This window comes from Lentibacillus halophilus, assembly GCF_039522485.1.
In the GTDB taxonomy this organism is placed as follows: Bacteria; Bacillota; Bacilli; order Bacillales; family Amphibacillaceae; genus Lentibacillus; species Lentibacillus halophilus.
This window is the reverse complement of sequence record NZ_BAAADM010000006.1, coordinates 21,867-42,728: the sequence shown is the minus strand read 5'-3', so window position 1 is coordinate 42,728 and position 20,862 is coordinate 21,867. Positions and strand designations below refer to the sequence as shown.

At 47.1% G+C, this 20,862-nt stretch carries 18 protein-coding genes and 2 riboswitches; of the genes, 15 read left to right on the top strand and 3 right to left on the bottom strand.

Annotated features, from left to right (window positions below):
- Positions 1-11 precede the first annotated feature (11 nt).
- The 7 genes from ABDZ72_RS01675 (at position 12) to ABDZ72_RS01645 (ending at position 9,778) form a co-directional block, all read left to right on the top strand.
- The gene (locus tag ABDZ72_RS01675; RefSeq protein ID WP_343750751.1) at positions 12-164 is read left to right on the top strand and encodes a hypothetical protein; all 153 of its coding nucleotides are present in this window, start codon (positions 12-14) and stop codon (positions 162-164) included.
- 87 nt (positions 165-251) lie between these two features.
- Complete coding sequence (locus ABDZ72_RS01670; RefSeq protein ID WP_425542325.1) at positions 252-1,751, top strand: amidase; 1,500 nt, start codon at positions 252-254, stop codon at positions 1,749-1,751.
- Positions 1,752-1,844: 93 nt separating this feature from the next.
- Positions 1,845-2,807, top strand: a complete 963-nt coding sequence (locus ABDZ72_RS01665; RefSeq protein WP_343750750.1) for an AAA family ATPase — start codon at positions 1,845-1,847, stop codon at positions 2,805-2,807.
- Entirely contained in the window at positions 2,804-4,072 is a 1,269-nt protein-coding gene (locus ABDZ72_RS01660) for a DUF58 domain-containing protein (protein WP_343750749.1), read from the top strand. The genes ABDZ72_RS01665 and ABDZ72_RS01660 overlap by 4 nt, the downstream gene beginning before the upstream one ends.
- On the top strand, positions 4,069-6,240 hold the full coding sequence (locus ABDZ72_RS01655) for a transglutaminase TgpA family protein (protein ID WP_343750748.1): 2,172 nt from the start codon (positions 4,069-4,071) through the stop codon (positions 6,238-6,240). Before ABDZ72_RS01660 ends, ABDZ72_RS01655 begins: the two co-directional genes overlap by 4 nt.
- A gap of 211 nt (positions 6,241-6,451) precedes the next feature.
- Positions 6,452-7,987 carry a glutamine-hydrolyzing GMP synthase gene (gene guaA / locus ABDZ72_RS01650; protein ID WP_343750746.1) on the top strand — a complete coding sequence of 512 codons (1,536 nt, stop codon included), beginning with the start codon at positions 6,452-6,454 and terminating at the stop codon, positions 7,985-7,987.
- A 76-nt stretch (positions 7,988-8,063) separates the two neighbouring features.
- A riboswitch (purine riboswitch) is annotated at positions 8,064-8,166 on the top strand.
- 277 nt (positions 8,167-8,443) lie between these two features.
- Complete coding sequence (locus ABDZ72_RS01645) at positions 8,444-9,778, top strand: NCS2 family permease (RefSeq protein ID WP_343750744.1); 1,335 nt, start codon at positions 8,444-8,446, stop codon at positions 9,776-9,778.
- A 125-nt stretch (positions 9,779-9,903) separates the two neighbouring features.
- Here the strand turns inward: ABDZ72_RS01645 and ABDZ72_RS01640 are convergent, their stop codons facing one another.
- Entirely contained in the window at positions 9,904-10,338 is a 435-nt protein-coding gene (locus ABDZ72_RS01640) for an Hsp20/alpha crystallin family protein (protein ID WP_343750742.1), read from the bottom strand.
- Between the two features lie 123 nt (positions 10,339-10,461).
- Here ABDZ72_RS01640 and ABDZ72_RS01635 point away from each other — a divergent pair, with 123 nt between their 5' ends.
- Positions 10,462-11,088 (top strand): DUF2179 domain-containing protein, encoded by a 627-nt coding sequence (locus tag ABDZ72_RS01635; protein ID WP_343750741.1) that lies wholly within the window; start codon positions 10,462-10,464, stop codon positions 11,086-11,088.
- Between the two features lie 32 nt (positions 11,089-11,120).
- On the opposite strand, the gene ABDZ72_RS01630 is transcribed toward ABDZ72_RS01635, so the two are convergent.
- Together ABDZ72_RS01630 and ABDZ72_RS01625 are read right to left on the bottom strand one after the other, a co-directional pair.
- The gene (locus ABDZ72_RS01630; protein WP_343750739.1) at positions 11,121-11,285 is read right to left on the bottom strand and encodes a hypothetical protein; all 165 of its coding nucleotides are present in this window, start codon (positions 11,283-11,285) and stop codon (positions 11,121-11,123) included.
- The gene (locus tag ABDZ72_RS01625) at positions 11,282-11,899 is read right to left on the bottom strand and encodes a nitroreductase family protein (protein ID WP_343750738.1); all 618 of its coding nucleotides are present in this window, start codon (positions 11,897-11,899) and stop codon (positions 11,282-11,284) included. Before ABDZ72_RS01625 ends, ABDZ72_RS01630 begins: the two co-directional genes overlap by 4 nt.
- Positions 11,900-12,337: 438 nt before the next feature.
- Positions 12,338-12,437: riboswitch (purine riboswitch) on the top strand.
- 118 nt (positions 12,438-12,555) lie between these two features.
- Between ABDZ72_RS01625 and purE the strand changes: the two genes are divergently transcribed.
- The 7 genes from purE to purN all read left to right on the top strand — a co-directional run bounded on the left by purE (position 12,556) and on the right by purN (position 20,857).
- Positions 12,556-13,047, top strand: coding sequence for a 5-(carboxyamino)imidazole ribonucleotide mutase (gene purE / locus ABDZ72_RS01620; RefSeq protein ID WP_343750736.1), 492 nt, complete (start codon positions 12,556-12,558; stop codon positions 13,045-13,047).
- Positions 13,034-14,164: a 5-(carboxyamino)imidazole ribonucleotide synthase gene (purK, locus tag ABDZ72_RS01615; RefSeq protein WP_343750734.1), complete on the top strand. Its 1,131-nt coding sequence runs from the start codon at positions 13,034-13,036 to the stop codon at positions 14,162-14,164. The genes purE and purK overlap by 14 nt, the downstream gene beginning before the upstream one ends.
- Positions 14,161-15,459 (top strand): adenylosuccinate lyase, encoded by a 1,299-nt coding sequence (gene purB, locus ABDZ72_RS01610; RefSeq protein ID WP_343750732.1) that lies wholly within the window; start codon positions 14,161-14,163, stop codon positions 15,457-15,459. The genes purK and purB overlap by 4 nt, the downstream gene beginning before the upstream one ends.
- Positions 15,460-15,641: 182 nt before the next feature.
- Positions 15,642-17,864 carry a phosphoribosylformylglycinamidine synthase subunit PurL gene (purL, locus tag ABDZ72_RS01605; RefSeq protein ID WP_343750731.1) on the top strand — a complete coding sequence of 741 codons (2,223 nt, stop codon included), beginning with the start codon at positions 15,642-15,644 and terminating at the stop codon, positions 17,862-17,864.
- The gene (gene purF, locus ABDZ72_RS01600) at positions 17,840-19,288 is read left to right on the top strand and encodes an amidophosphoribosyltransferase (protein ID WP_343750729.1); all 1,449 of its coding nucleotides are present in this window, start codon (positions 17,840-17,842) and stop codon (positions 19,286-19,288) included. Before purL ends, purF begins: the two co-directional genes overlap by 25 nt.
- A complete protein-coding gene (purM, locus tag ABDZ72_RS01595; protein ID WP_343750727.1) occupies positions 19,272-20,291 on the top strand; it encodes a phosphoribosylformylglycinamidine cyclo-ligase in 1,020 nt (339 codons plus the stop codon). The genes purF and purM overlap by 17 nt, the downstream gene beginning before the upstream one ends.
- The gene (gene purN / locus ABDZ72_RS01590) at positions 20,288-20,857 is read left to right on the top strand and encodes a phosphoribosylglycinamide formyltransferase (protein WP_343750725.1); all 570 of its coding nucleotides are present in this window, start codon (positions 20,288-20,290) and stop codon (positions 20,855-20,857) included. The genes purM and purN overlap by 4 nt, the downstream gene beginning before the upstream one ends.
- Positions 20,858-20,862 lie beyond the last annotated feature (5 nt).

Below are 20,862 nucleotides of genomic sequence, written 5' to 3'. Positions count from 1 at the left end.
GAGGTGTGGCCATGTGGCATGCGGTGCTTGAACACATTCCGGACATGTGGGTGTTTTTAAATGCGTTTCTTGTTTTTATCATCCCGTATACGATCTATAAAGTGAACCAAAAACTTCATCACTACGGCGATCCGCCCTGGAAGAAAGACAACCAGGACGAATAGATAAGGCAATCATTCATGCACGTCGTCGGAACTGGCTCTAACACGTGATACAATGGGATCATCTGATAAAGAAGTGGAGGAGTATCGTTGAAGTTCGAGACGTACGCACGTTTGCAAGCAAGAGATATGGCTGAGTTGGTGAACATGAAGGAGATTCGTCCTTGTGAGCTGTTGGAAGCGGCTTTCACACGGTTGGAACAAGTGAATCCGTCTTTAAATGCGGTCGTCCATGACCGGAAAGATCGGGTGATGGCTGAAGCGGATGACATAACGAATGGACAGCCTTTTAGCGGAGTACCGTTTTTATTGAAAAATTTGTCCCAGTCATTGGCCGGAGAACAAATTACATCGTCATCCCGATTGTTGAAAAAAACAGTCAGTAAAACGGATTCCCATTACGTCCGGCGACTCCGGGAATCAGGTCTGCTCATGATGGGGCATACGAACACACCGGAATTTGGTCTGAAAAATACGACCGAACCAGAGTTGCATGGTCCATCAAGAAATCCTTGGGATACGACGCATTCCCCCGGTGGTTCCAGTGGCGGGGCTGCGGCGGCCGTTGCTGCTGGTGTCGTTCCGGCTGCCGGTGCAAGTGACGGTGGGGGCTCGATTCGCATCCCGGCCTCATTTACCGGCCTGTTCGGGTTGAAGCCGACACGCGGACGTACACCTGTTGGCCCTGGTGCAGGACGGCAATGGCAGGGGGCGTCGATTGATTTTGCACTCAGCCGGAATGTGCGGGACAGTGCTGCATTGCTGGATGTGTCACAGGTTGTCCAGCCGGAAGCGGCATTTCAGACCCCTTTGTTTTCCGGTTCGTACCAAGAAGCGATAGCAGCCCCGTTTAAGCAGCCGCTTCGGATTGCCTATACAATGACGTCGCCGGTTGACACACCGGTTTCCAGAGACGCACGAAAAGCGGTGGAAAAAACGGTCGGATGGCTGGAGCAGCAAGGGCATATTGTGGAAGAAACAGATAATGGCGTGGATGGTATTCGGTTAATGCAAGATTACTATACTATGAACAGCGGGGAAATTTCATCCGTAACCCAGCGGCTGGAATACGCCATGGGACGAACACTCACTGCTGACGATATGGAAATCGAAACGTGGTTAATGCATGAGGCCGGAAAATCTGTGTCAGCTGCAGCCTTTTCCGACAGTTTGAAATCATGGGACACGGCAGCGGCATCCATGGAAGCACTGCATCGGACCTATGATTTGTATATAACGCCTGCCACAGCGTACACAGCACCGAAAATAGGCGAACTGTCGCATTCGCCGGCAGAACAGGAAGAATGGCGCCGAAAAATGAACGAAGCAGAGGGAAACGATCAGCAACAGTTGATTTGGGACATCTTTCTTCCAAGCCTGACGTACACACCGTTCTCGCAATTGGCTAATTTGACCGGCCAGCCGGCTATGTCGGTTCCGGTTCATCTGTCGGAAGAACAGCTGCCCCTTGGTGTCCAGGTTATGGCGTCCAAAGGTGACGAAAATAAACTGTTGCAACTAGCCTTCCAGCTTGAGCAATCGGATATTTGGGTAGGTCAGAAAGGGAACCCAATGATGACAAGTACATGAGCCGACTGGTGAGAATTCGCTTTTACTTTATAGGCCATTTTTAGTATGATAAAAAGTGTATACGTGCTAAAGATGGGGAAGGAGTTTTGGCTCATGCAGGATACTGCTGTTTATAATGAAAAAATCGAACGCGTGTTAACCAATATAAATAATGTCATCGTCGGGAAACAAAAAGAAGCGGTGCTGAGCCTGGTTGCTCTGTTGGCCAAGGGACACGTTTTGCTGGAAGACGTGCCGGGTGTTGGTAAGACCATGCTTGTCAGAGCCCTTGCCAAATCATTGGGTTGTGATTTCAGACGGATTCAGTTCACACCTGACTTACTGCCAACCGATGTAACCGGTGTTTCCATTTATAATCCGAAAGAAATGGAATTTGAGTTTCGGGCCGGACCAATACTCGGGAACGTGGTTCTAGCCGATGAAATCAATCGCACCTCACCCAAGACACAATCCGCCCTTCTGGAAGCCATGGAAGAAAAGAATGTAACGGTTGATGGTACCACGTTTTCGCTCAAGGAACCGTTCTTCGTTATGGCAACCCAAAACCCGATTGAGTATGAAGGCACCTACCCGTTGCCCGAAGCCCAACTTGACCGGTTTATTTTAAAAATGCGATTGGGTTATCCATCAGCTGAACAAGAGATGCAAATGCTTGGTTTGACGTCCAAAGACCACCCAATCGACTATCTGTCAGCTGTTATGAATCAGGAAGAATTGTTAGCTATCCAGGACGAGGTAAACCATATATATATGGATGAGAATGTACAGTTTTATATTATTAAACTAGTAACCGCTACCCGCGATGATGCATCTATTTATCTCGGTGCCAGCCCTCGTGGATCCATTGCTCTTATGAAGGCTGCGAAGGCCTATGCCTATATTCAGGGGCGTGATTATGTGCTGCCGGATGATGTCAAATACCTTGCGCCGTTCGTTCTGGCCCACCGGATTATTTTAACCGGTGAAGCTAAGTATGACGGTCTTTCAAGCCATCAGGTCATTGAAATGGTGATTAAAAATACACAGGTGCCGATACGGAAGGAATTTCATTCATGAAAGCAATAATCCAATTCGTGGGAAAGCTAGCGTTTGCCATTATTTTGTTTTTGCTTCTTTTTTCGTTTGCCATGTTTCAAGGTGGCTTTGTCAGCTGGTTTCTCTTTTTTGGTTTTTTGCCTATTTTTTTATATCATCTTGGCCTACTATTATATCCGATACAAAAGTGGAAGGTAACGCGGGAACTCTCCCGTCGTGTTATCCGTGCCGGTGACCGAGTTTCTGTGACCATCCGGATCAAGCGTTCCACTCCTTTTCCACTATATTATTGTATTTTTGAAGAGGTTTTTCCCGATACATTGCAGGAGGTGGGTGGTGCCCCAGAGCGTTATTCTGATCTGGACAGACCGGATAAGCGGCATGTGAATCGCACCATTAAAAAGATCATTTTCCCCGGGTTCCGGCGTACCATTAAACTTCCCTATGTGATCGAGCAGGTTCCGCGCGGGGAACATAAACTGACGTCAATTCGGATCCGGACCGGGGATATGTTTGGAATGGTGACGAAAGAGCATGTATTTCAAACAGCGGATCGGTTAACGGCATTTCCGAATGAGCGCCCTGTCCGAATTCCGGAAAACACCACCCGCGTTGAACAGGAAGCGGTCCCGTCCCAGGCCATGAGTGCGAAAAATACCAATGTGGCAGCAGGCATTCGCGAGTACACGCCGGGAGACAAGTTTTCCTGGATTGACTGGAAGCAGACAGCGAAAAAGAATACGTTGATTACCAAGGAATTTGAACAGGAAAAACGGACGGACACAGTGATTGTGTTGGATGCCTGTCGCTACCAGGGCATGAATGAACTGGCGTTTGAGGCGGCTGTGGAGCTGACGTTGTCCTTGCTCGGTGTGATACGTAAACAAACATCGCAAGCAGGCTTTTTGTCTGTGGGCGAACAAGCGGCATATTTTCCATTGACTCAGGACCCATTGAACCAGGATTGGATCAATCGGTATTTGACGAGGCTTCATCCGGGTGGGAACGTTTCGTCTCCGGTGAGATTGCGTGAAGAAATCATGCAGTTGCCCTCGAGTGCTGTCATGATTCTGGTGACAACTCATATGGATTCATCATTTCCGGAAATGATACGGCAAACCGGTCGACGCATGAAAAAAATAGCGGTTGTTTTGATTCAAGGATCTTCTTGGCTAACACACGATGTACAGATGATTATCCGGCAGCTTCGTTTGGAAGGCGTGACCGTTAATGTACAGACCGAAAACGAACTAAGTCAAAAAACGATTGAGGTGATGATGACTTGAACACAAAAGTTCCTTTTCTGTTCACCTCATTATTGTATATATGTGCTTTTCTTCTGTTTTTGGAATGGCTCTACCCGGTGCGGGAGATTGGTGACGTAACCAATCTGACTGTATTTATCTTATACACACTTTTTTGTTTTCTTTTATCCATGCTTCATGTGACTTGGTGGCTCTCCATTCCGTTAAAAGGAATTGGTATGCTTGTGATACTGGATGCCCTGTATTTGCCGGGACCATTTCTGGGCAGTCAGTGGATGACGGCGTTGGCAACACAGATCAGTTTTAATGTCAATGTGTTGTTTTCCGGGCAATGGCATGAGTTGACACCAATGTTCCGAAGTGTGCTGTTTCTCATCATGATCTGGATGTTGAGCTATCTGCTTTATTATTGGTTTATTGTCATGAAGCGCATTTTCATTTTCATTATGCTGACGTTTGTGTACTTGAGTGTGCTGGATACATTTACGGCGTATAATGCGAACATGGCCATTGTTCGTACCTTTATCGTATCCTTTGCCGCGTTGGGAATGTCCCATTTGTATAAGGTGGTTGATCAGGAATCCATCCGATTTGCGTGGTTAAAGAAAGCATTGTTTTGGACCGTTCCATTGGTCGCTGTTATTGCATTGTCCACATTGATCGGCTATGCGGCACCAAAGTTTTCCCCGCAATGGCCGGATCCGGTTCCATTCATCCAAAATGTTGCCGAAAATGGTCCTGGTTCCGGCTCCACCGTTCGGAAAATTGGCTATGGAAGCGATGATACCAGGCTTGGTGGCGGTTTCGTACAGGATGACACACCAATCTTTCATGCAACAGCGATGAATGATCATTACTGGCGGGTCGAAACAAAAGATATTTATACCGGGAAGGGTTGGAAAAAATCGGATAACGCAAGCTTTGAGCCACAACCGAATGGAAACATTTCATTGGACACGTTTCAGGATTCCGTGAAGACGGAGCAACGAATGACCACGGTGGATTTTCAAAAACAGGAAGCGATGCAAAAACTTGTTTACCCCTATGGAATCGACAACGTGGAAACAGCGCAACCGACAAAATGGCTGTTGGATAACACATTTGATGAAATAAGGCCGGAACGTAACGGAAAAGCGGTTGGTCTCAGCCAATATACCGTGACGTATGAGGCGCCGTCCTTTTCGGTGGATAAGCTCAGGGACGTGAGTGACAATGACAGCGGCCTTACGGAACGTGTGCAGGCACGTTATACACAGCTGCCCTCGTCATTGCCGGACAGGGTTGGGGAACTTGCTGCGGAGATAACGGCCCAGGATGATAATCGCTATGACAAGGCCAAATCGCTTGAAACCTATTTTGGCCGAAATGGTTTTACGTACCAAATACAAAATGTGCCGGTTCCGGATGAAGATCAGGATTATGTTGATCAATTTCTGTTTCATTCAAAGGAAGGGTACTGTGACAATTACTCCACGTCCATGACTGTTATGCTCCGTTCGCTGGATATTCCCGCCCGATGGGTGAAAGGTTTTACAAGCGGGAAGATTATTCAATCCGGTGATAAGCCAAATGACGACGATGTGTATGAAGTGACGAACGCTAACGCCCACTCTTGGGTGGAAGTCTACTTTCCGGGATCAGGATGGGTGCCGTTTGAACCGACACAAGGTTTTTCCAATCTGGCAGATTTTCATAACGACGATGGGGCGACAGAGGATGATGAGCTGAATGCACCGGATAACGAAGACCAGGAACAGCAACCGGAAGAGGAAACGGAACCGGAAACGTCGCAAAACGCCGAAAGTGCAACAGGGTGGATCCGGAACGGGTGGTATATACTGGCCGGTATCCTTTTGATAGCAGTTGCTGCATGGCTTGCCTACCGCTGGCGTTTTCGATGGATGACGGCATACGTATTCCGGAAACTGCAGCGGAAAAACGATGCAAAAGCATTCCAGGACGCGTATCATTATCTACTGAAGGCATTGGCCCATTATGGCATGCCGAAATATCCGGGGCAGACACTAAGGGAATTTGCTGAACAAGTTGACAAACACTATAATATGGAGGCTATGAAACCATTGACCCTATATTATGAACGAGTGCTGTACAATAATGAGCTGTATATGCGGGAAACGAATGACTGGTTGCAGTGGTGGAAACAGTTGATGGATCAGATACTTTCTTGACGTCCCATTGATTGCTTAGTAAAATATTGTTCGTTATGACGATAATAAACGATAAGCATCATATATCCTCGATAATATAAGCTGACATTTTTGCGAAAGCATCGGCCCCTGCCTTGATGCTGAAGACGGACTATGCTTTGACAAAACGATTAAGAAAAACAGGAAAAGCTAAAACGCAGATGGTAATTGCCATAGAATGGAGCGAAATGACATGGAACACAATGAAAAAGTTGTCGTGCTGGATTTCGGTAGCCAGTATAATCAACTGATTACAAGACGAATCAGAGAGCATGGTGTATATAGTGAGTTACATTCACACCGGATAAGCGCTGATGCCATTAAGGAGATGAATCCGAGTGGTATTATTTTATCGGGTGGTCCGCACAGTGTGTATGATGAACAGAGTTTCCGTTGTGACCCGGATATTTTTGAATTGGGTATTCCGGTGTTAGGTATATGCTATGGAATGCAGCTGATGGCATCGCATTTCGGCGGTGATGTGTCTAAAGCGGCTAACCGGGAGTATGGAAAGGCGGAGATCAATCTGCAGAGTGAGCCGACGTTGTTTCAAAACACACCAACGACGCAGACTGTTTGGATGAGTCATGGCGATAAAGTGTTGGAAGCACCGCGATCATTTCGGATCGATGCCACCAGTCCGTCCACACCGATTGCGGCGATGAGTGATCAAGACCATCGGCTGTATGGGGTGCAGTTTCACCCGGAGGTGCACCATACCGACCACGGCGATACGTTGCTGCGCCAATTTGTGTACAATGTTTGCGGATGCATCGGTGATTGGACCATCGACAATTTTATTGACATGAAGGTCGAGGAAATCCGCCATCAAGTGGGAGACCGGAATGTACTGTGCGCCTTGAGTGGTGGGGTGGACTCATCCGTTGTTGCTGCGCTTATTCATAAAGCGATCGGCAATCAGTTGACATGTATCTTTGTTGATCATGGTCTCCTGCGCAAAAATGAGGCTGAGGACGTGACAACAACCTTTTCAGACGACTTTGATATGAATTTTATTAAGATCGATGCTGCTGATCGGTTCCTGTCCAAGCTGGAAAATGTTACGGACCCGGAACAGAAGCGAAAAATTATCGGCAACGAATTTATTTATGTTTTCGACGACGAAGCGGATAAACTGACCGACATTGATTTTCTGGCACAGGGAACGCTGTATACCGATGTGATTGAAAGCGGCACGGAAACAGCGCAGACGATTAAATCCCATCATAATGTCGGGGGATTGCCGGAACATATGCAATTTGATCTGATTGAACCGTTGAATACCCTGTTCAAAGATGAAGTCCGTGAGCTTGGTCTGCAGCTGGGATTGCCGGAAACGATCGTTTGGCGGCAGCCGTTCCCCGGTCCGGGACTTGGTATTCGTGTTTTGGGCGAAGTCACCAGGGAAAAACTCGAGATTGTTCGTGAATCGGATGCCATTCTTCGTGAAGAAATTGCCGCAGCCGGGTTGGAACGCGACATCTGGCAATATTTCACTGTTCTTCCGGATATCCGCAGTGTCGGCGTTATGGGGGACGTGCGCACCTACGATTATACCATCGGCATTCGGGCCGTGACGTCGGTCGACGGCATGACATCGGACTGGGCGCGTATTCCATGGGAGATATTGGAGAAGATTTCCACAAGGCTCGTCAATGATGTTGAACAAATCAACCGCGTTGTGTATGATGTCACCAGTAAGCCGCCGTCAACCATTGAATGGGAGTAAAATACGAATGTTGAGACGAATAGATAAATAAAAGTTCGCAATTTATATTGACGTTTTCTCTTTTTTCACGTAAACTCGCCTCGTAAATAAAACATGGCGTATAACTTCGGGGATATGGCCCAGAGCGTTTCTACCGGATCACCGTAAATGATCCGACTACGCAAGCATGTCATTATGAGGCTGGTTGAAATGATGATGTTTCTAATGACTAACGCTTGTATTGCTTTTTCAGCCACTCTTGTCCCAGGGCAGGAGTGTTTTTTTATTTGATGTTTATACGTGAATAAATGGCATGTCTGTTTGTTCGGATGTTTATTTTATAAACGTGACGTAACCCTGAGGACATCGGCCACGAAGGAGAGAGTGGAGGCAGAAAACGCCCACGAGGTCACGTCTTTTGGCTGAACATTAAGAAATGCTATATAGGAATAAACAGAAAAGCTGGGGGGAGAACCTTTGAGGAAGTATTTTCGCTTTAACGAACTGAATACGAATTACAGGCAGGAATTTATGGCTGGCATGACCACATTTTTAGCGATGGCGTATATTTTATTCGTTAACCCTTCCACATTGGCTCTCGTCAGTGTCGACGAACTGCCGGAAGGGATGACACGGATTGACCAAGGGGCAGTGTTTACGGCGACAGCTATAGCTGCTGCACTCGGGACACTGATCATGGGGGTCTTTGCAAAATATCCAATCGCTCTGGCGCCCGGAATGGGATTGAATGCGTTTTTTGCCTATACGGTTATCTTGGGCTACGGAATACCTTGGGAAACCGCTTTGGCCGGTGTGTTGGCATCCGGATTAATATTTATTGTGTTGACACTGACCGGCCTCAGACAAAAAGTGATCAATGCTATACCATCCAATTTGAAAATGGCTGTTGGTGCTGGAATAGGTCTTTATATTGCTTTTATCGGCTTTCAAAATGCCGGCATTATTGTCGGTGATGAGGACACGTTGGTAGCCCTTGGGAACCTGACCTCGCCGACCGTCCTTCTCGCAGTCTTCGGTATCGTTATGTCGGTCATTTTACTGAGCCTGAATATAAAAGGCGGTATTTTTTACGGCATGATTATCACAACGGTCGTTGGTATGGTCACGGGCTTGATTGATCCGCCCTCGGGTCTTAGCGGGATTGTCGGTGATGTTCCAAGTGTAGCGCCGACATTTGGACAGGCGATTTCGCATTTCGATGATATTTTTACGCTTAATATGCTTGTCGTCATTTTAACGTTTTTGTTTGTTGATTTCTTTGATACGGCCGGTACGCTTGTTGCGGTTGCCACACAGGCGGGTCTGATGAGGAATAATAAGCTTCCGCGTGCCGGAAAAGCATTGTTTGCCGATTCGGCTGCGACTGTTGCTGGTGCGGTTATCGGAACATCGACAACAACATCGTATATTGAATCCACGGCCGGCGTTGGTGCGGGCGGCCGGACAGGGTTTGCTTCCATTGTAACGGCAGGATTCTTTCTTCTTGCACTGTTTTTCTCACCGTTATTAAGTGTTGTCACACCGCAAGTGACAGCACCGGCATTGATCATTGTCGGGGTGCTCATGTCTGCTTCCCTCAAAGACATCGCCTGGGATCAGTTTGAAATCGCGGTTCCGTCGTTTTTGACGATTGTTTCGATGCCCCTCGCGTACAGCATCGCCACAGGTATAGCGATTGGATTTGTTTTTTATCCGATCACGATGCTTTTGAAAGGACGCCGCAAGGAAATTAATCCGGTCATGTATGGATTGTTTATTATCTTTATTTTTTACTTTATATTTTTGAGTTAATAATAGAAAAGGCGCGGGACTATCATGAATTGGTTCCGCGTCTTTTTCCGATAGTCAAGACATGTTTGAATTGCTATTTTTTCCGTCATGAGGATACAATAAAATGAAAAACGTCAGTAAAACGGCTAGTCATCATCGTCCAATTGGATGGACACTTTGCTGCGGTTGGTTTCCTCCGATATAAGTCGGTGTAAATGAATGATCAGTAGGCCGTTGCGATAGTTGGCATGCACTTTATCTTTTCGTACGGGGAATGGCAACGTCACCTCCCGTTCAAAAACACCTTGAAGAATTTCGTCTTTAATAACCGTCCCGCCGGTATAAGCTATGTCAATGGCTCCCTTAAGTTCCAGGGTTGCATGATCCACATAGATGTCAATCTTGTTAAGATCTCTTAACCCCGGCATGCTGGCGATGCATATGATTTCATGATCGTACTGATACATATTGATGGCTGGTATTGTTGGTTTGACGATATGTTCAAATTCATTCCAGAATTGCTCACCGAAAAAGTGATCCATATTCCTTCGCCAGTCAGTCATTTGTTGAAATGGATCCATGATGATACCCCCATTCGGCAAATACTCTTTACAATCTATGCATAGGCGCGTCGTCCGGTGAATAAAATCGTGAGCTGTCGTTAACTGATTTCCTGTGTGACCATCAATGAAGGAGGGGTTATATTGCTTGATAATGCCATAGCTATGGTTACGATTATTCTGATCATCAATATTGTTTATGTGTCGCTTTCCACCATGCGCATGATTCTCACGTTGAAAAATCGTCGCTATATGGCTGCGTTTGTCAGCATGTTTGAGATTGTCGTCTATGTTTTGGGGTTGGGTCTTGTATTGGACAATTTAAATGAAATTCAAAATCTGGTTGCTTATGCGATTGGCTTTGGTACGGGGGTGATTGTCGGCACGAAAATTGAAGAAAAATTGGCGCTTGGTTATATTACCGTCAATGTCATTTCCTCCAATCCGGATATTGATTTTACAAGACAGGTTCGTGACAAAGGGTATGGTGTCACGAGCTGGTTCGCATATGGCATGGAAGGCGATCGTCTGGCCATGCAAATTTTGACACCCCGAAAGTATGAATTGCGATTGTACGAAACGATTAAGCAAATAGACCCGAAAGCATTTATCATTTCCTATGAACCAAAACAGATTCACGGTGGTTTCTGGGTGAAACAAGTGCGAAAAGGCCGGCTGTTTAATCAAAAAAAGAACGCAAAGGCCAGCGATGCGGTAGCTACGCAGCATTTACCTCAGTCAAAACCGGGTGGCGATCAAGAAGATCAATAGCTTTGTCGTGAATCTCTTTAGAGCAAGGGTTTTTATTGATACAACATATTTAAAAGCAGCCTGAGCACGTGACAGGTGCTCAGGTTATTTTCTTTATTATCATTATCACTGTCGGCATTTTGTTCCTCATTATTACCATTACAGGCAGCCAATACAAACAATATCAATGTCACTGTAACAAAAACCAATTTTTTCATGCATTTCGCTCATCATTATCTGATTGAGATTGAATCCATTCGATGGAATCATCCATTCGCTTCCTCCCGCGGCTGCGGGGTATTTTGTTTGGATAGCCAACTTGAAGCACTGCTATCAGACGTTGCTTCTCAGCCGATAACCCGACAGCTTTGATGAATATTTCATCGAGTAATACAGGTTTGGCCGTCCACATCGTTCCTATTCCTTTTTCCCATGCCAGCAACTGAAAATTTTGAATGAATGCACAAACTGCAGCATAATTTTCATCATCCTGATAACCGGCGTCATTTTCTTTATCCATGTAAAAAAGAATGTGATGCGGTATCGAATAAAAAAAGCGATCGTATTTCCGTCGGGCTTTTTCCAAGTCTTCTTTTGAAAGGTTGTTTAATAAACCAAGCCGTATGTAACTTTCAACGATTTTCCTGCCGAATACCAACCGTGCTTCATCTTGATATACTTTTAACTTCCACGGTTCTTTCATATGATGATTCGGTGCATATGCTGCATCATTAAATAAGGAAATAAGCAGATTGTGATCAATCTTCTCAGGCTTGTAATCAAAAATGGTACGTCTGCCCAGAATGCTGTCCCTTATATTTATTTTTCTCACCTACTTCGCATAGTTTGTACTGATAAAGATTATCATTATCAGTAATAATCATACGTTTCACCCGAAAAACTGTCAAGGATGTGTTTTTGAAATCACTTGCTTTTTTATTTTAAAAATAAATCCCCATCAGTCGCTCTGTTGATGGGGATAGTGTCCTATTGCATATTCTGGACGAAATAACACACACGTAAGTATACAGCCCAGTGCCCCAATTCTTTATATGTCCAGTTTATTTCCTAATTAGTCAGAAGTCGATGATTTTGAGAATCATTATCATTAAAACGCTGGGGAAACAGCATAAACGAGCATTTGGCACGTCATTAGCTTATTAATTATCATTAATTTTGACGTTTTCGCTCTAAAATACGAACAATAAGAAATGAAAACATAATAATATTCGATTTATATTGACTGAGGTTCAGATGCTTGTTATACTTGGGCCAATAACATACGGTACCTCATATATTTTCGGGAATATGGCCTGAAAGTCTCTACCCGGCACCGTAAATGCCGGACTATGAGGGGAGATGACTCATGGCTTGTGGGCCAATGATCTGTTTTGTCAGTGAGGAGTCCATTCATCTTCTCTTATGGATTTATGGGGAGGAGAATGGATTTTTTTATTTAAATAGTGAAGGATGAAAGAAGGGATTCAAGTGGCGCAAGTTGGTGTTATTATGGGCAGCATATCAGACTGGGAAACGATGACACATGCTTGTGATATGCTGGACGAATTGCAGATCTCGTATGAAAAAGAAATCATTTCCGCGCACCGCACCCCGCAGGACATGGCGACGTATGCAGCATCGGCACGGGAGCGTGGATTGCGGGCAATTATTGCCGGAGCGGGTGGCGCTGCCCATTTGCCGGGCATGGTGGCGGCGCAGACGACACTCCCTGTCATCGGCGTTCCGATGCAGTCCAAGGCATTGGATGGTCTGGATTCCCTCTTGTCCATTGTGCAAATGCCGGGCGGTGTGCCGACAGCTACTGTTGCCATCGGCCGTTCCGGTGCAAAAAATGCTGGTCTGCTTGCCGCTCAAATGATAGGTGCGTTTGATGGTACAGTGGCATCCCGGCTGCAGGAACACCGGGAGACGATGAAAGAATCTGTGACAGAAATGAGGGAGGAGCTTGACAAACAATAATGTCATTCTTCCGCCGAAGACAATCGGAATCATCGGCGGAGGACAGTTAGGACGTATGATGGCGATTTCGGCAAAATATATGGGATACAGGATTGCCGTTCTTGACCCGACATCGGATTGCCCTGCCTCTCAGGTTGCTGATGAACACATTGTTTCCAGCTATGATGACGAGGAAGGGATCAGACAGTTGACCGACATGAGTGCTGTTGTTACGTATGAATTTGAAAACGTCGATGCGGATGCAGCTGAATTGGTTAAACAGCAAGGAAAACTTCCGCAGGGGACGGATGCTCTGGAAGTAACCCAGAACCGGCAAAAGGAAAAATCGACGGTGGATGAGTCCGGTTTGCCGGTACCTCCCTTTTTCATTGTTACGAATGCTCAGGAATGCAAAACAGCTCTGGAAGACATGCGATTTCCGGCTGTTGTGAAGACACTCAGCGGTGGTTATGACGGCAAAGGACAGCAAAAGGTAACGGCTGAGGAAGATGTACCCGAGGCCTGTACATTTGCTGAAGAACATGATTCCTGTATTGCTGAGGAATGGATTTCATTCGACAAGGAAATTTCTGTTGTGTTCACACGAGGTCAGTCGGGTGATATCACGTATTTTCCGATTGGTGAAAATGAACACAAGGAACAAATCTTATACAAAACCACTGTCCCCGCGTCTATTAGTGAAACCGTGCACCGTAAGGCGATTGAAGCAGCGGCGATTATTGCCGAAAAACTTAATGTTGTTGGCACCTTTGCCGTTGAAATGTTCGTAAAAGATGATTCTGTTTATATCAATGAAATGGCACCGCGCCCACACAATTCGGGTCACTACACGATTGAAGCATGCAACGTATCCCAGTTTCAGCAGCATATCCGGGCTGTTTGCGGACTTCCACTTATGCCTGTCCGGCTGCTTAATCCAGCCGTAATGATTAACCTGCTTGGGGAAGAGACACATCCAGCATTGGCTCAGTCATCCGTATGGGAACATGCATTTGTTCACGTTTACGGCAAGGAAACAGTGAAACCGAAACGCAAAATGGGCCACTTGACGTTTACTGGCGAATCGTCGGCTGAAGTAAGCCGTAATGTTGCTGTCTATCAGGAGGAAGAGACATGATTGATCGTTATACACGAGAAGAAATGGGAACGATTTGGACGGAAGAAAATAAATATAACGCATGGTTGGAAGTAGAGATTCTAGCCTGTGAAGCGTGGAGCGAACTCGGTGTCATACCTGCCGGTGATGTGGAAAAAATCCGCCATAACGCTTCCTTCGACGTGGAGCGGATCCAAGCGATTGAAGCGGAGACCCGGCATGATGTCATTGCCTTTACACGGTCGGTTTCGGAAACACTAGGCAACGAACGCAAGTGGGTGCATTACGGTTTGACGTCCACCGATGTCGTGGATACCGCACAGTCGTATTTGCTGAAGCAGGCCAACGATATTTTGCGCAAGGACTTGCACCAGTTTTTGGACATTTTAAAGGAGAAGGCCATCGAGCACAAATATACGGTGATGATGGGACGGACACACGGTGTTCATGCCGAGCCGACAACATTCGGCCTGAAACTTGCCCTTTGGTACGAGGAAATGAAACGTCATCTCGACCGTTTTGAACAGGCCGCGAACGATATCGAGTATGGCAAGCTGTCCGGCGCGGTCGGCACGTATGCGAATATTGACCCGTATGTCGAGGAGTATGTGTGTGCCAAACTTGGCCTGACACCGGCCCCGGTATCAACACAGACGTTGCAGCGGGACAGGCATGCAGCGTATATTTCGGCACTGGGGCTCATTGCTGCATCGATTGAAAAATTTGCAACTGAAATCCGCGGCCTGCAAAAAACCGAAACGCGCGAAGTGGAAGAATTTTTTGCGAAAGGACAGAAGGGGTCATCGGCCATGCCGCATAAACGCAATCCGATTGGTTCGGAAAACATGACCGGCTTAGCCCGTGTGTTGCGGGGACATATGGTAACCGCAGCTGAAAATGTGTCTCTCTGGCACGAACGCGATATTTCCCATTCCTCAGCCGAACGGATTATATTGCCGGATACGACATCTGCCCTCAACTATATGCTGAACCGTTTTGCCGGCATTGTCCGCAACCTGACCGTTTATTCCGAAAACATGCGGGCGAATATCGACCAAACATACGGCGTTATTTTTTCCCAGCGTGTGCTGCTTGAGCTTGTAGAACATGGCATGACCCGTGAGAATGCGTATGATCTTATCCAGCCGAAAGCTATGGAGGCTTGGGAACAGGGGATTTCTTTCCGGGATTTGCTTGAAGCGGATGAACACGTCACTGACAAGCTGACATCGGCTGAATTGGATGCGTGCTTTGACCCGACTCATCATTTAAAAAATGTCGATCACATATTCCGTCGAATTGGACTGGATGGCTGACCTTGAAAGGAAAACTGCTGTGTGAAAAAAGCTAAAGGGGCTTGTCTTTGCAAACAAGCCTGGAGAACTTATCTACACTGATGCTTTGCGATATAACGCATGAGGACGCGACGACGCAGATGTGCACGATCATATTCGAATATGACTGGTCGCATGACTGGTCAACCATTGGAGGGATACCCATGCCGTCAACGCATGACGTTACACCGGAAAAGATTGAACAGGAAAAATTGTATTTGGATTCAGGATTGAGTAACGAGGAATACAGACGGGTGAAGGACATACTGCAGCGACGTCCAAACATGACGGAAACCGGAATTTTTTCGGTAATGTGGTCGGAGCATTGCAGCTATAAAACGTCCAAGCCGTTGCTGAAAAAATTCCCATCCAACGGTAAGCACGTTCTCCAGGGACCTGGGGAAGGTGCCGGCATTATTGACGTCGGTGATGGACTGGCTGCCGTTTTTAAAATTGAAAGTCATAACCATCCGTCTGCTGTTGACCCCTACAATGGAGCAGCTACCGGTGTTGGCGGCATTGTCCGTGACGTTTTTTCCATGGGGGCACAGCCTGTTGCTTTAATGAATTCATTGCGATTCGGCACGTTGGGAACGGAAAGAGTCAATCATTTGTTTCAGGAAGTCGTCCGTGGTATGGCGGAATACGGAAGTGGTGTCAGTATTCCGGCAATAGGCGGTGAAGCACAGTTTGATAGCACCTATGAAGATAATCCACTCGTTAATGCCATGTGTGTTGGACTTATCCGTCATGGCGATATCCAAAGAGGCATTGCAGCAGGCCCCGGCAATACGGTTTTGTATGCGGGGGCGCCGACAGGACGAGACGGTATTCATGGTGCAACATTTGCCTCCGGTGATCTGGCAGACGACGAATCGGATCCGGAACTTCCGACTGGGGACCCGGCCATGGAAAAACAGCTGATAGAGGCGTGCCTGGAGGTTATGCAGTCCGATGCGCTTGTCGGAATACAGGATATGGGTGCTGCCGGATTGACATCATCGGCAAGTGAAATGGCCAGTAAGGCAGGAACCGGTATCACGATGGACTTGGATTCGGTACCGAAGCGTGAATCGGATATGAATGCGTATGAATTGATGCTGTCAGAAACCCAGGAACGCATGCTGCTTGTCGTGAAAAAAGGTCGTGAACAAGAAATCATCGACGTATTTGCCAAGCATGGGCTGGACTGTGCCGAGGTAGGGAAAGTAACCGAAGATACATCGTTCCGGTTGCTTCAGCACGGAGAAACCGTAGCCGACGTACCAGCTGATGCTTTGGCCGAAGAAGCTCCAGTATACGACATGCCGTCGAGGGAAGCAGACTATTTCCGGTCATTTCAGCAGATGGAGGATACAATTCCTGATGTGGATGACCATCAAGCCATGCTCAGACAAATTCTCCAGCAACCGACCGTCGCCAGCAAAGAATGGGTGTATAACCAAATGGATTCCGACAGCCAGACGAATAACGTTGTCGCATCAGAATCGGAGGCGGCTGTCATACGTCTGGAAGGAACCGATAAAGCCCTCTCTATGACGACTGACTGTAATTCTCGTTATCTGTATCTTGACCCGGAAATGGGAGGAAAAATCGCCGTTGCTGAAGCGGCCCGCAATATTGTCTGTTCCGGTGCTCAGCCGCTTGGACTGACAGACGGACTGAATTATGGCAATCCGACCAATCCGGATGTTTTCTGGCAGATGGAACAAAGTGTCGATGGTATGAGTGCCGCCGCCAATGCTCTTGAAACACCCGTCATCAGCGGAAATGTATCTTTATACAACCAATCCAATGGGTATTCTATCTTTCCGACACCGGTTGTTGGCATGGTTGGTTTAGCCGCATCGCTTGATCACATTACACCAAGCTTTTTCCAACAAGCGTATGACGTGGTCTATTTGATCGGTGAAACAAAGGCTGAATTCGGTGGCAGCGAACTGCAAAACATCGTTTCCGGACGCTACGAAGGAAAGGCACCAGCAATTGATATGCAAGTCGAAGCCAATCGGCAGGAACAGTTGCTGCAGGCGATTCAAACCGGTCTGGTTCAATCCGCTCGGGATGTCAGTGAGGGCGGACTGGCTGCAGCACTGGCAGAATCCGTGTTCAACGGCAAAGGACTAGGTGTTAAAGCATCTGTCACAGGTGATGCCACGGCTGCCCTTTTCAGTGAATCCCAGTCACGGTTTCTTGTCACTGTACGACCGGAGAATAAAGATGCCTTTGAAAGCATGGTCGCCGACGCAGCACCTATTGGCTATGTGACAGACAATGATCGATTGGATGTCCATGTTAACAAAAGATCAATTATTGATGAATCAGCCAGCATGCTTGAGAACCTGTGGAAAGGAGCTATTCCATGCCTGCTGAACAAAAAAGCATAACCGAAGAATGCGGCATTTTTGGTATTTGGGGGCATCCAAAGGCAGCGGAACTGACGTATTATGGTCTTCACGCAATGCAGCACCGTGGACAGGATGGAGCCGGCCTTGTCGTCAATAACGGCAAGCGTCTCCTCTCCCATAAAGGACTCGGGTTGGTCAATGATGTATTCAGTTTTGCTGAATTTTCCCAACTATCAGGCAATGTTGCCATTGGTCATGTGCGAAGTGCTACGGAAGGAAGTCAAGTGTATGAAAATGTACAGCCGCTTTTGTTTCAGTCACAGATACAAAGCATGGCATTGGCGAATAATGGAAACCTCATGAATGCTGATAGGCTCCAATCCGAATTGGAACACAAGGGAAGTATTTTGCAGACATCATCGGATACGGAAGTGGTTGCTCACCTCATGAAACAACGAAGTATGGAAGTCAATGAAACAGCCATTGCCGATGCGCTTAATCAGACGAGCGGTGCTTACGGCTTTCTGATTCTTACCGATGACAAACTGTATGCGGCTGTTGATCCAAATGGTATCAGGCCATTGTCCATCGGCCGCTTGGGTGATGCCTATGTGGTGGCATCCGAATCGTGTGCGTTTGATCAGATTGGTGCTGTTTTTGAACGGGATGTGCTTCCCGGGGAATTGGTGACCATAAGCGACGATGGCCTCCAATCATCCAGATTCGCCATGCGGGGTCAGCGGAGAATGTGCGCCATGGAATATGTGTATTTATCAAGGCCAGACAGTGATGTGAACGCCGTCAATGTCCATGCGTCACGTAAACAGATGGGGAAGGAACTGGCCTCTGAAGCACCTGCTGCGGCTGATATCGTTGTTGGTGTTCCGGATTCCAGCATTTCCGCCGCTATCGGTTTTGCGGAAGAAAGCGGACTGCCATATGAGATGGGGATTATCAAAAATCGTTATGTCGGCCGCACATTTATACAGCCGTCTCAGGAATTGCGTGAACAAGGCGTGAAAATGAAACTGGCCCCTGTCAGAGGAATGGTTGAAGGCAAAAAGGTTGTCATGATCGATGATTCGATTGTGCGCGGGACGACGTGCAAACGGATTGTGCAAATGTTGAAGCATGCAGGTGCCAGCGAAGTGCACGTCCGCATCGCATCACCGACCATACAGCATCCATGCTTTTATGGTATCGATATGTCAACATACGATGAATTGATTGCAGCTAATTATTCGCTGGATCAGATACGAAGCATGATCGGTGCCGACAGCGTTTCCTTTCTGAGTGTAACGGGTCTGGAAAAGTCCATCATCAAAGATAAAACCATCCATCAAGGTATTTGTGCCGCATGTATGACAGGCTATTATCCGGTGACAACCGATTCAACCAATTCAGGAAATACCGGTTCACAAGTCGGTTTAAGAGGGGGTAGTGACCATGGAAAACAGATATAAACAAGCCGGTGTCGATGTGGAGCAAGGATATGAGGCCGTTAACCGAATGAAAACACACATCCATCAGACATCCCGGCCGGAAACGCTCGGTGGAATCGGTGCGTTTGCTGGTCTTTTCGATTTAACATCATTTTCATATCAAGAGCCCGTTCTTGTTTCCGGAACAGATGGTGTTGGTACGAAACTCAAATTGGCGGTACAGATGGGCAGACATGATACCATCGGCGTGGATCTGGTGGCCATGTGCGTGAATGACATTGTTGCCCAGGGTGCCGAACCGTTATTTTTCCTTGACTATATAGCAAGTGGGAAAACGGATCCCGAATGGGCTGAACAAATTGTCTCCGGCATTTCCGCCGGGTGTGTTGATGCTGGAGCTGCTCTGATTGGCGGAGAAACAGCAGAGATGCCGGGTATGTATGCGTCCGGAGCCTACGATTTATCCGGTTTTGCAGTAGGCATTGCCGAAAAGTCACGTCTCGTCACTGGTGAATCGATCGCTGTAGGTGATGCGGTCATCGGGTTACGTTCCAGTGGGATTCACTCGAATGGCTATTCCCTCGTTCGCAAGCTGGTAGAGGACCTTGAACTGACCAAAACATATGATGGGTTGGATGCTCCGCTTGGGGATGTGCTGCTGACGCCGACAAAAATTTATGCCACACCCATTCAGTCCGTCATGCAAGACGTGACAATCAAAGGAATGGCCCACATTACCGGCGGTGGTTTTCACGAAAATCTGCCCCGTATGCTGCCGGAAGGAATCGGCGTTGAGCTGCATACGTCGAGCTGGGATGAACCCGGTATTTTCACATTCTTGCAGGATATCGGCGACATGTCGGATGAGGAAATGTACCAAATTTTTAATATGGGTATTGGGATGAGTCTCGTTGTTGCACAAAAAGATGCGGACACGGTACTGCGTATTCTAGCTGATATCGGTGAACAAGCGTGGGTCATCGGTGAAACGGTGTCGGATGAAGGAGTGCATATCAAACGATGAAAAACATGCGTGCTGCTGTATTTGCATCTGGAACCGGGAGCAATTTTGAATCCATCATGAATGACACCGAACGTGCGGTCGACGTGGTCCTGCTAGTTTGTGATCGATCGGATGCACCAGTCCTTGAGAAAGCGGAAAAGTTTGGGGTGGAAGCATCCGTTTTTCATCCAAAGACGTTTGCCTCTAAAGCAACGTATGAACAGCTAGTGTTGGACAAACTGCGCGAAATGAACGTTGCATGGATTTTCCTAGCCGGTTATATGCGAATTATTGGAGAAACATTGCTGAAAAATTACGAAGGTAGAATTATTAATATTCATCCCTCCCTTCTTCCACAATTTCCCGGCAAAGATGCCATCGGCCAAGCTTACCGGGCAGGTGTGCGAACAACCGGGGTGACCGTTCATTATGTTGATGAGGGAGTGGATACGGGAGACGTGATTGCACAGCGGGAGGTTCCCGTTTTGCCTGATGATACGGAAGATACGTTGGCTGAACGAATCCAACAAACCGAACATCAGTTATATCCTGCTGTCATTCGGCAGTTGCTCGAACAACCGGAGTGACCGGA

Bases quoted from the DNA above. Each gene is read 5' to 3' on its own strand.
- purN (WP_343750725.1), top strand. From the start codon at position 20,288: ATGAAAAACATGCGTGCTGCTGTATTTGCATCTGGAACCGGGAGCAAT.
- ABDZ72_RS01660 (WP_343750749.1), top strand. From the start codon at position 2,804: ATGAAAGCAATAATCCAATTCGTGGGAAAGCTAGCGTTTGCCATTATT.
- guaA (WP_343750746.1), top strand. From the start codon at position 6,452: ATGGAACACAATGAAAAAGTTGTCGTGCTGGATTTCGGTAGCCAGTAT.
- ABDZ72_RS01640 (WP_343750742.1), bottom strand. From the start codon at position 10,338: ATGGATCCATTTCAACAAATGACTGACTGGCGAAGGAATATGGATCAC.
- purM (WP_343750727.1), top strand. From the start codon at position 19,272: ATGGAAAACAGATATAAACAAGCCGGTGTCGATGTGGAGCAAGGATAT.
- purL (WP_343750731.1), top strand. From the start codon at position 15,642: ATGCCGTCAACGCATGACGTTACACCGGAAAAGATTGAACAGGAAAAA.
- ABDZ72_RS01665 (WP_343750750.1), top strand. From the start codon at position 1,845: ATGCAGGATACTGCTGTTTATAATGAAAAAATCGAACGCGTGTTAACC.
- ABDZ72_RS01630 (WP_343750739.1), bottom strand. From the start codon at position 11,285: ATGAAAAAATTGGTTTTTGTTACAGTGACATTGATATTGTTTGTATTG.
- ABDZ72_RS01675 (WP_343750751.1), top strand. From the start codon at position 12: ATGTGGCATGCGGTGCTTGAACACATTCCGGACATGTGGGTGTTTTTA.
- purF (WP_343750729.1), top strand. From the start codon at position 17,840: ATGCCTGCTGAACAAAAAAGCATAACCGAAGAATGCGGCATTTTTGGT.
- purB (WP_343750732.1), top strand. From the start codon at position 14,161: ATGATTGATCGTTATACACGAGAAGAAATGGGAACGATTTGGACGGAA.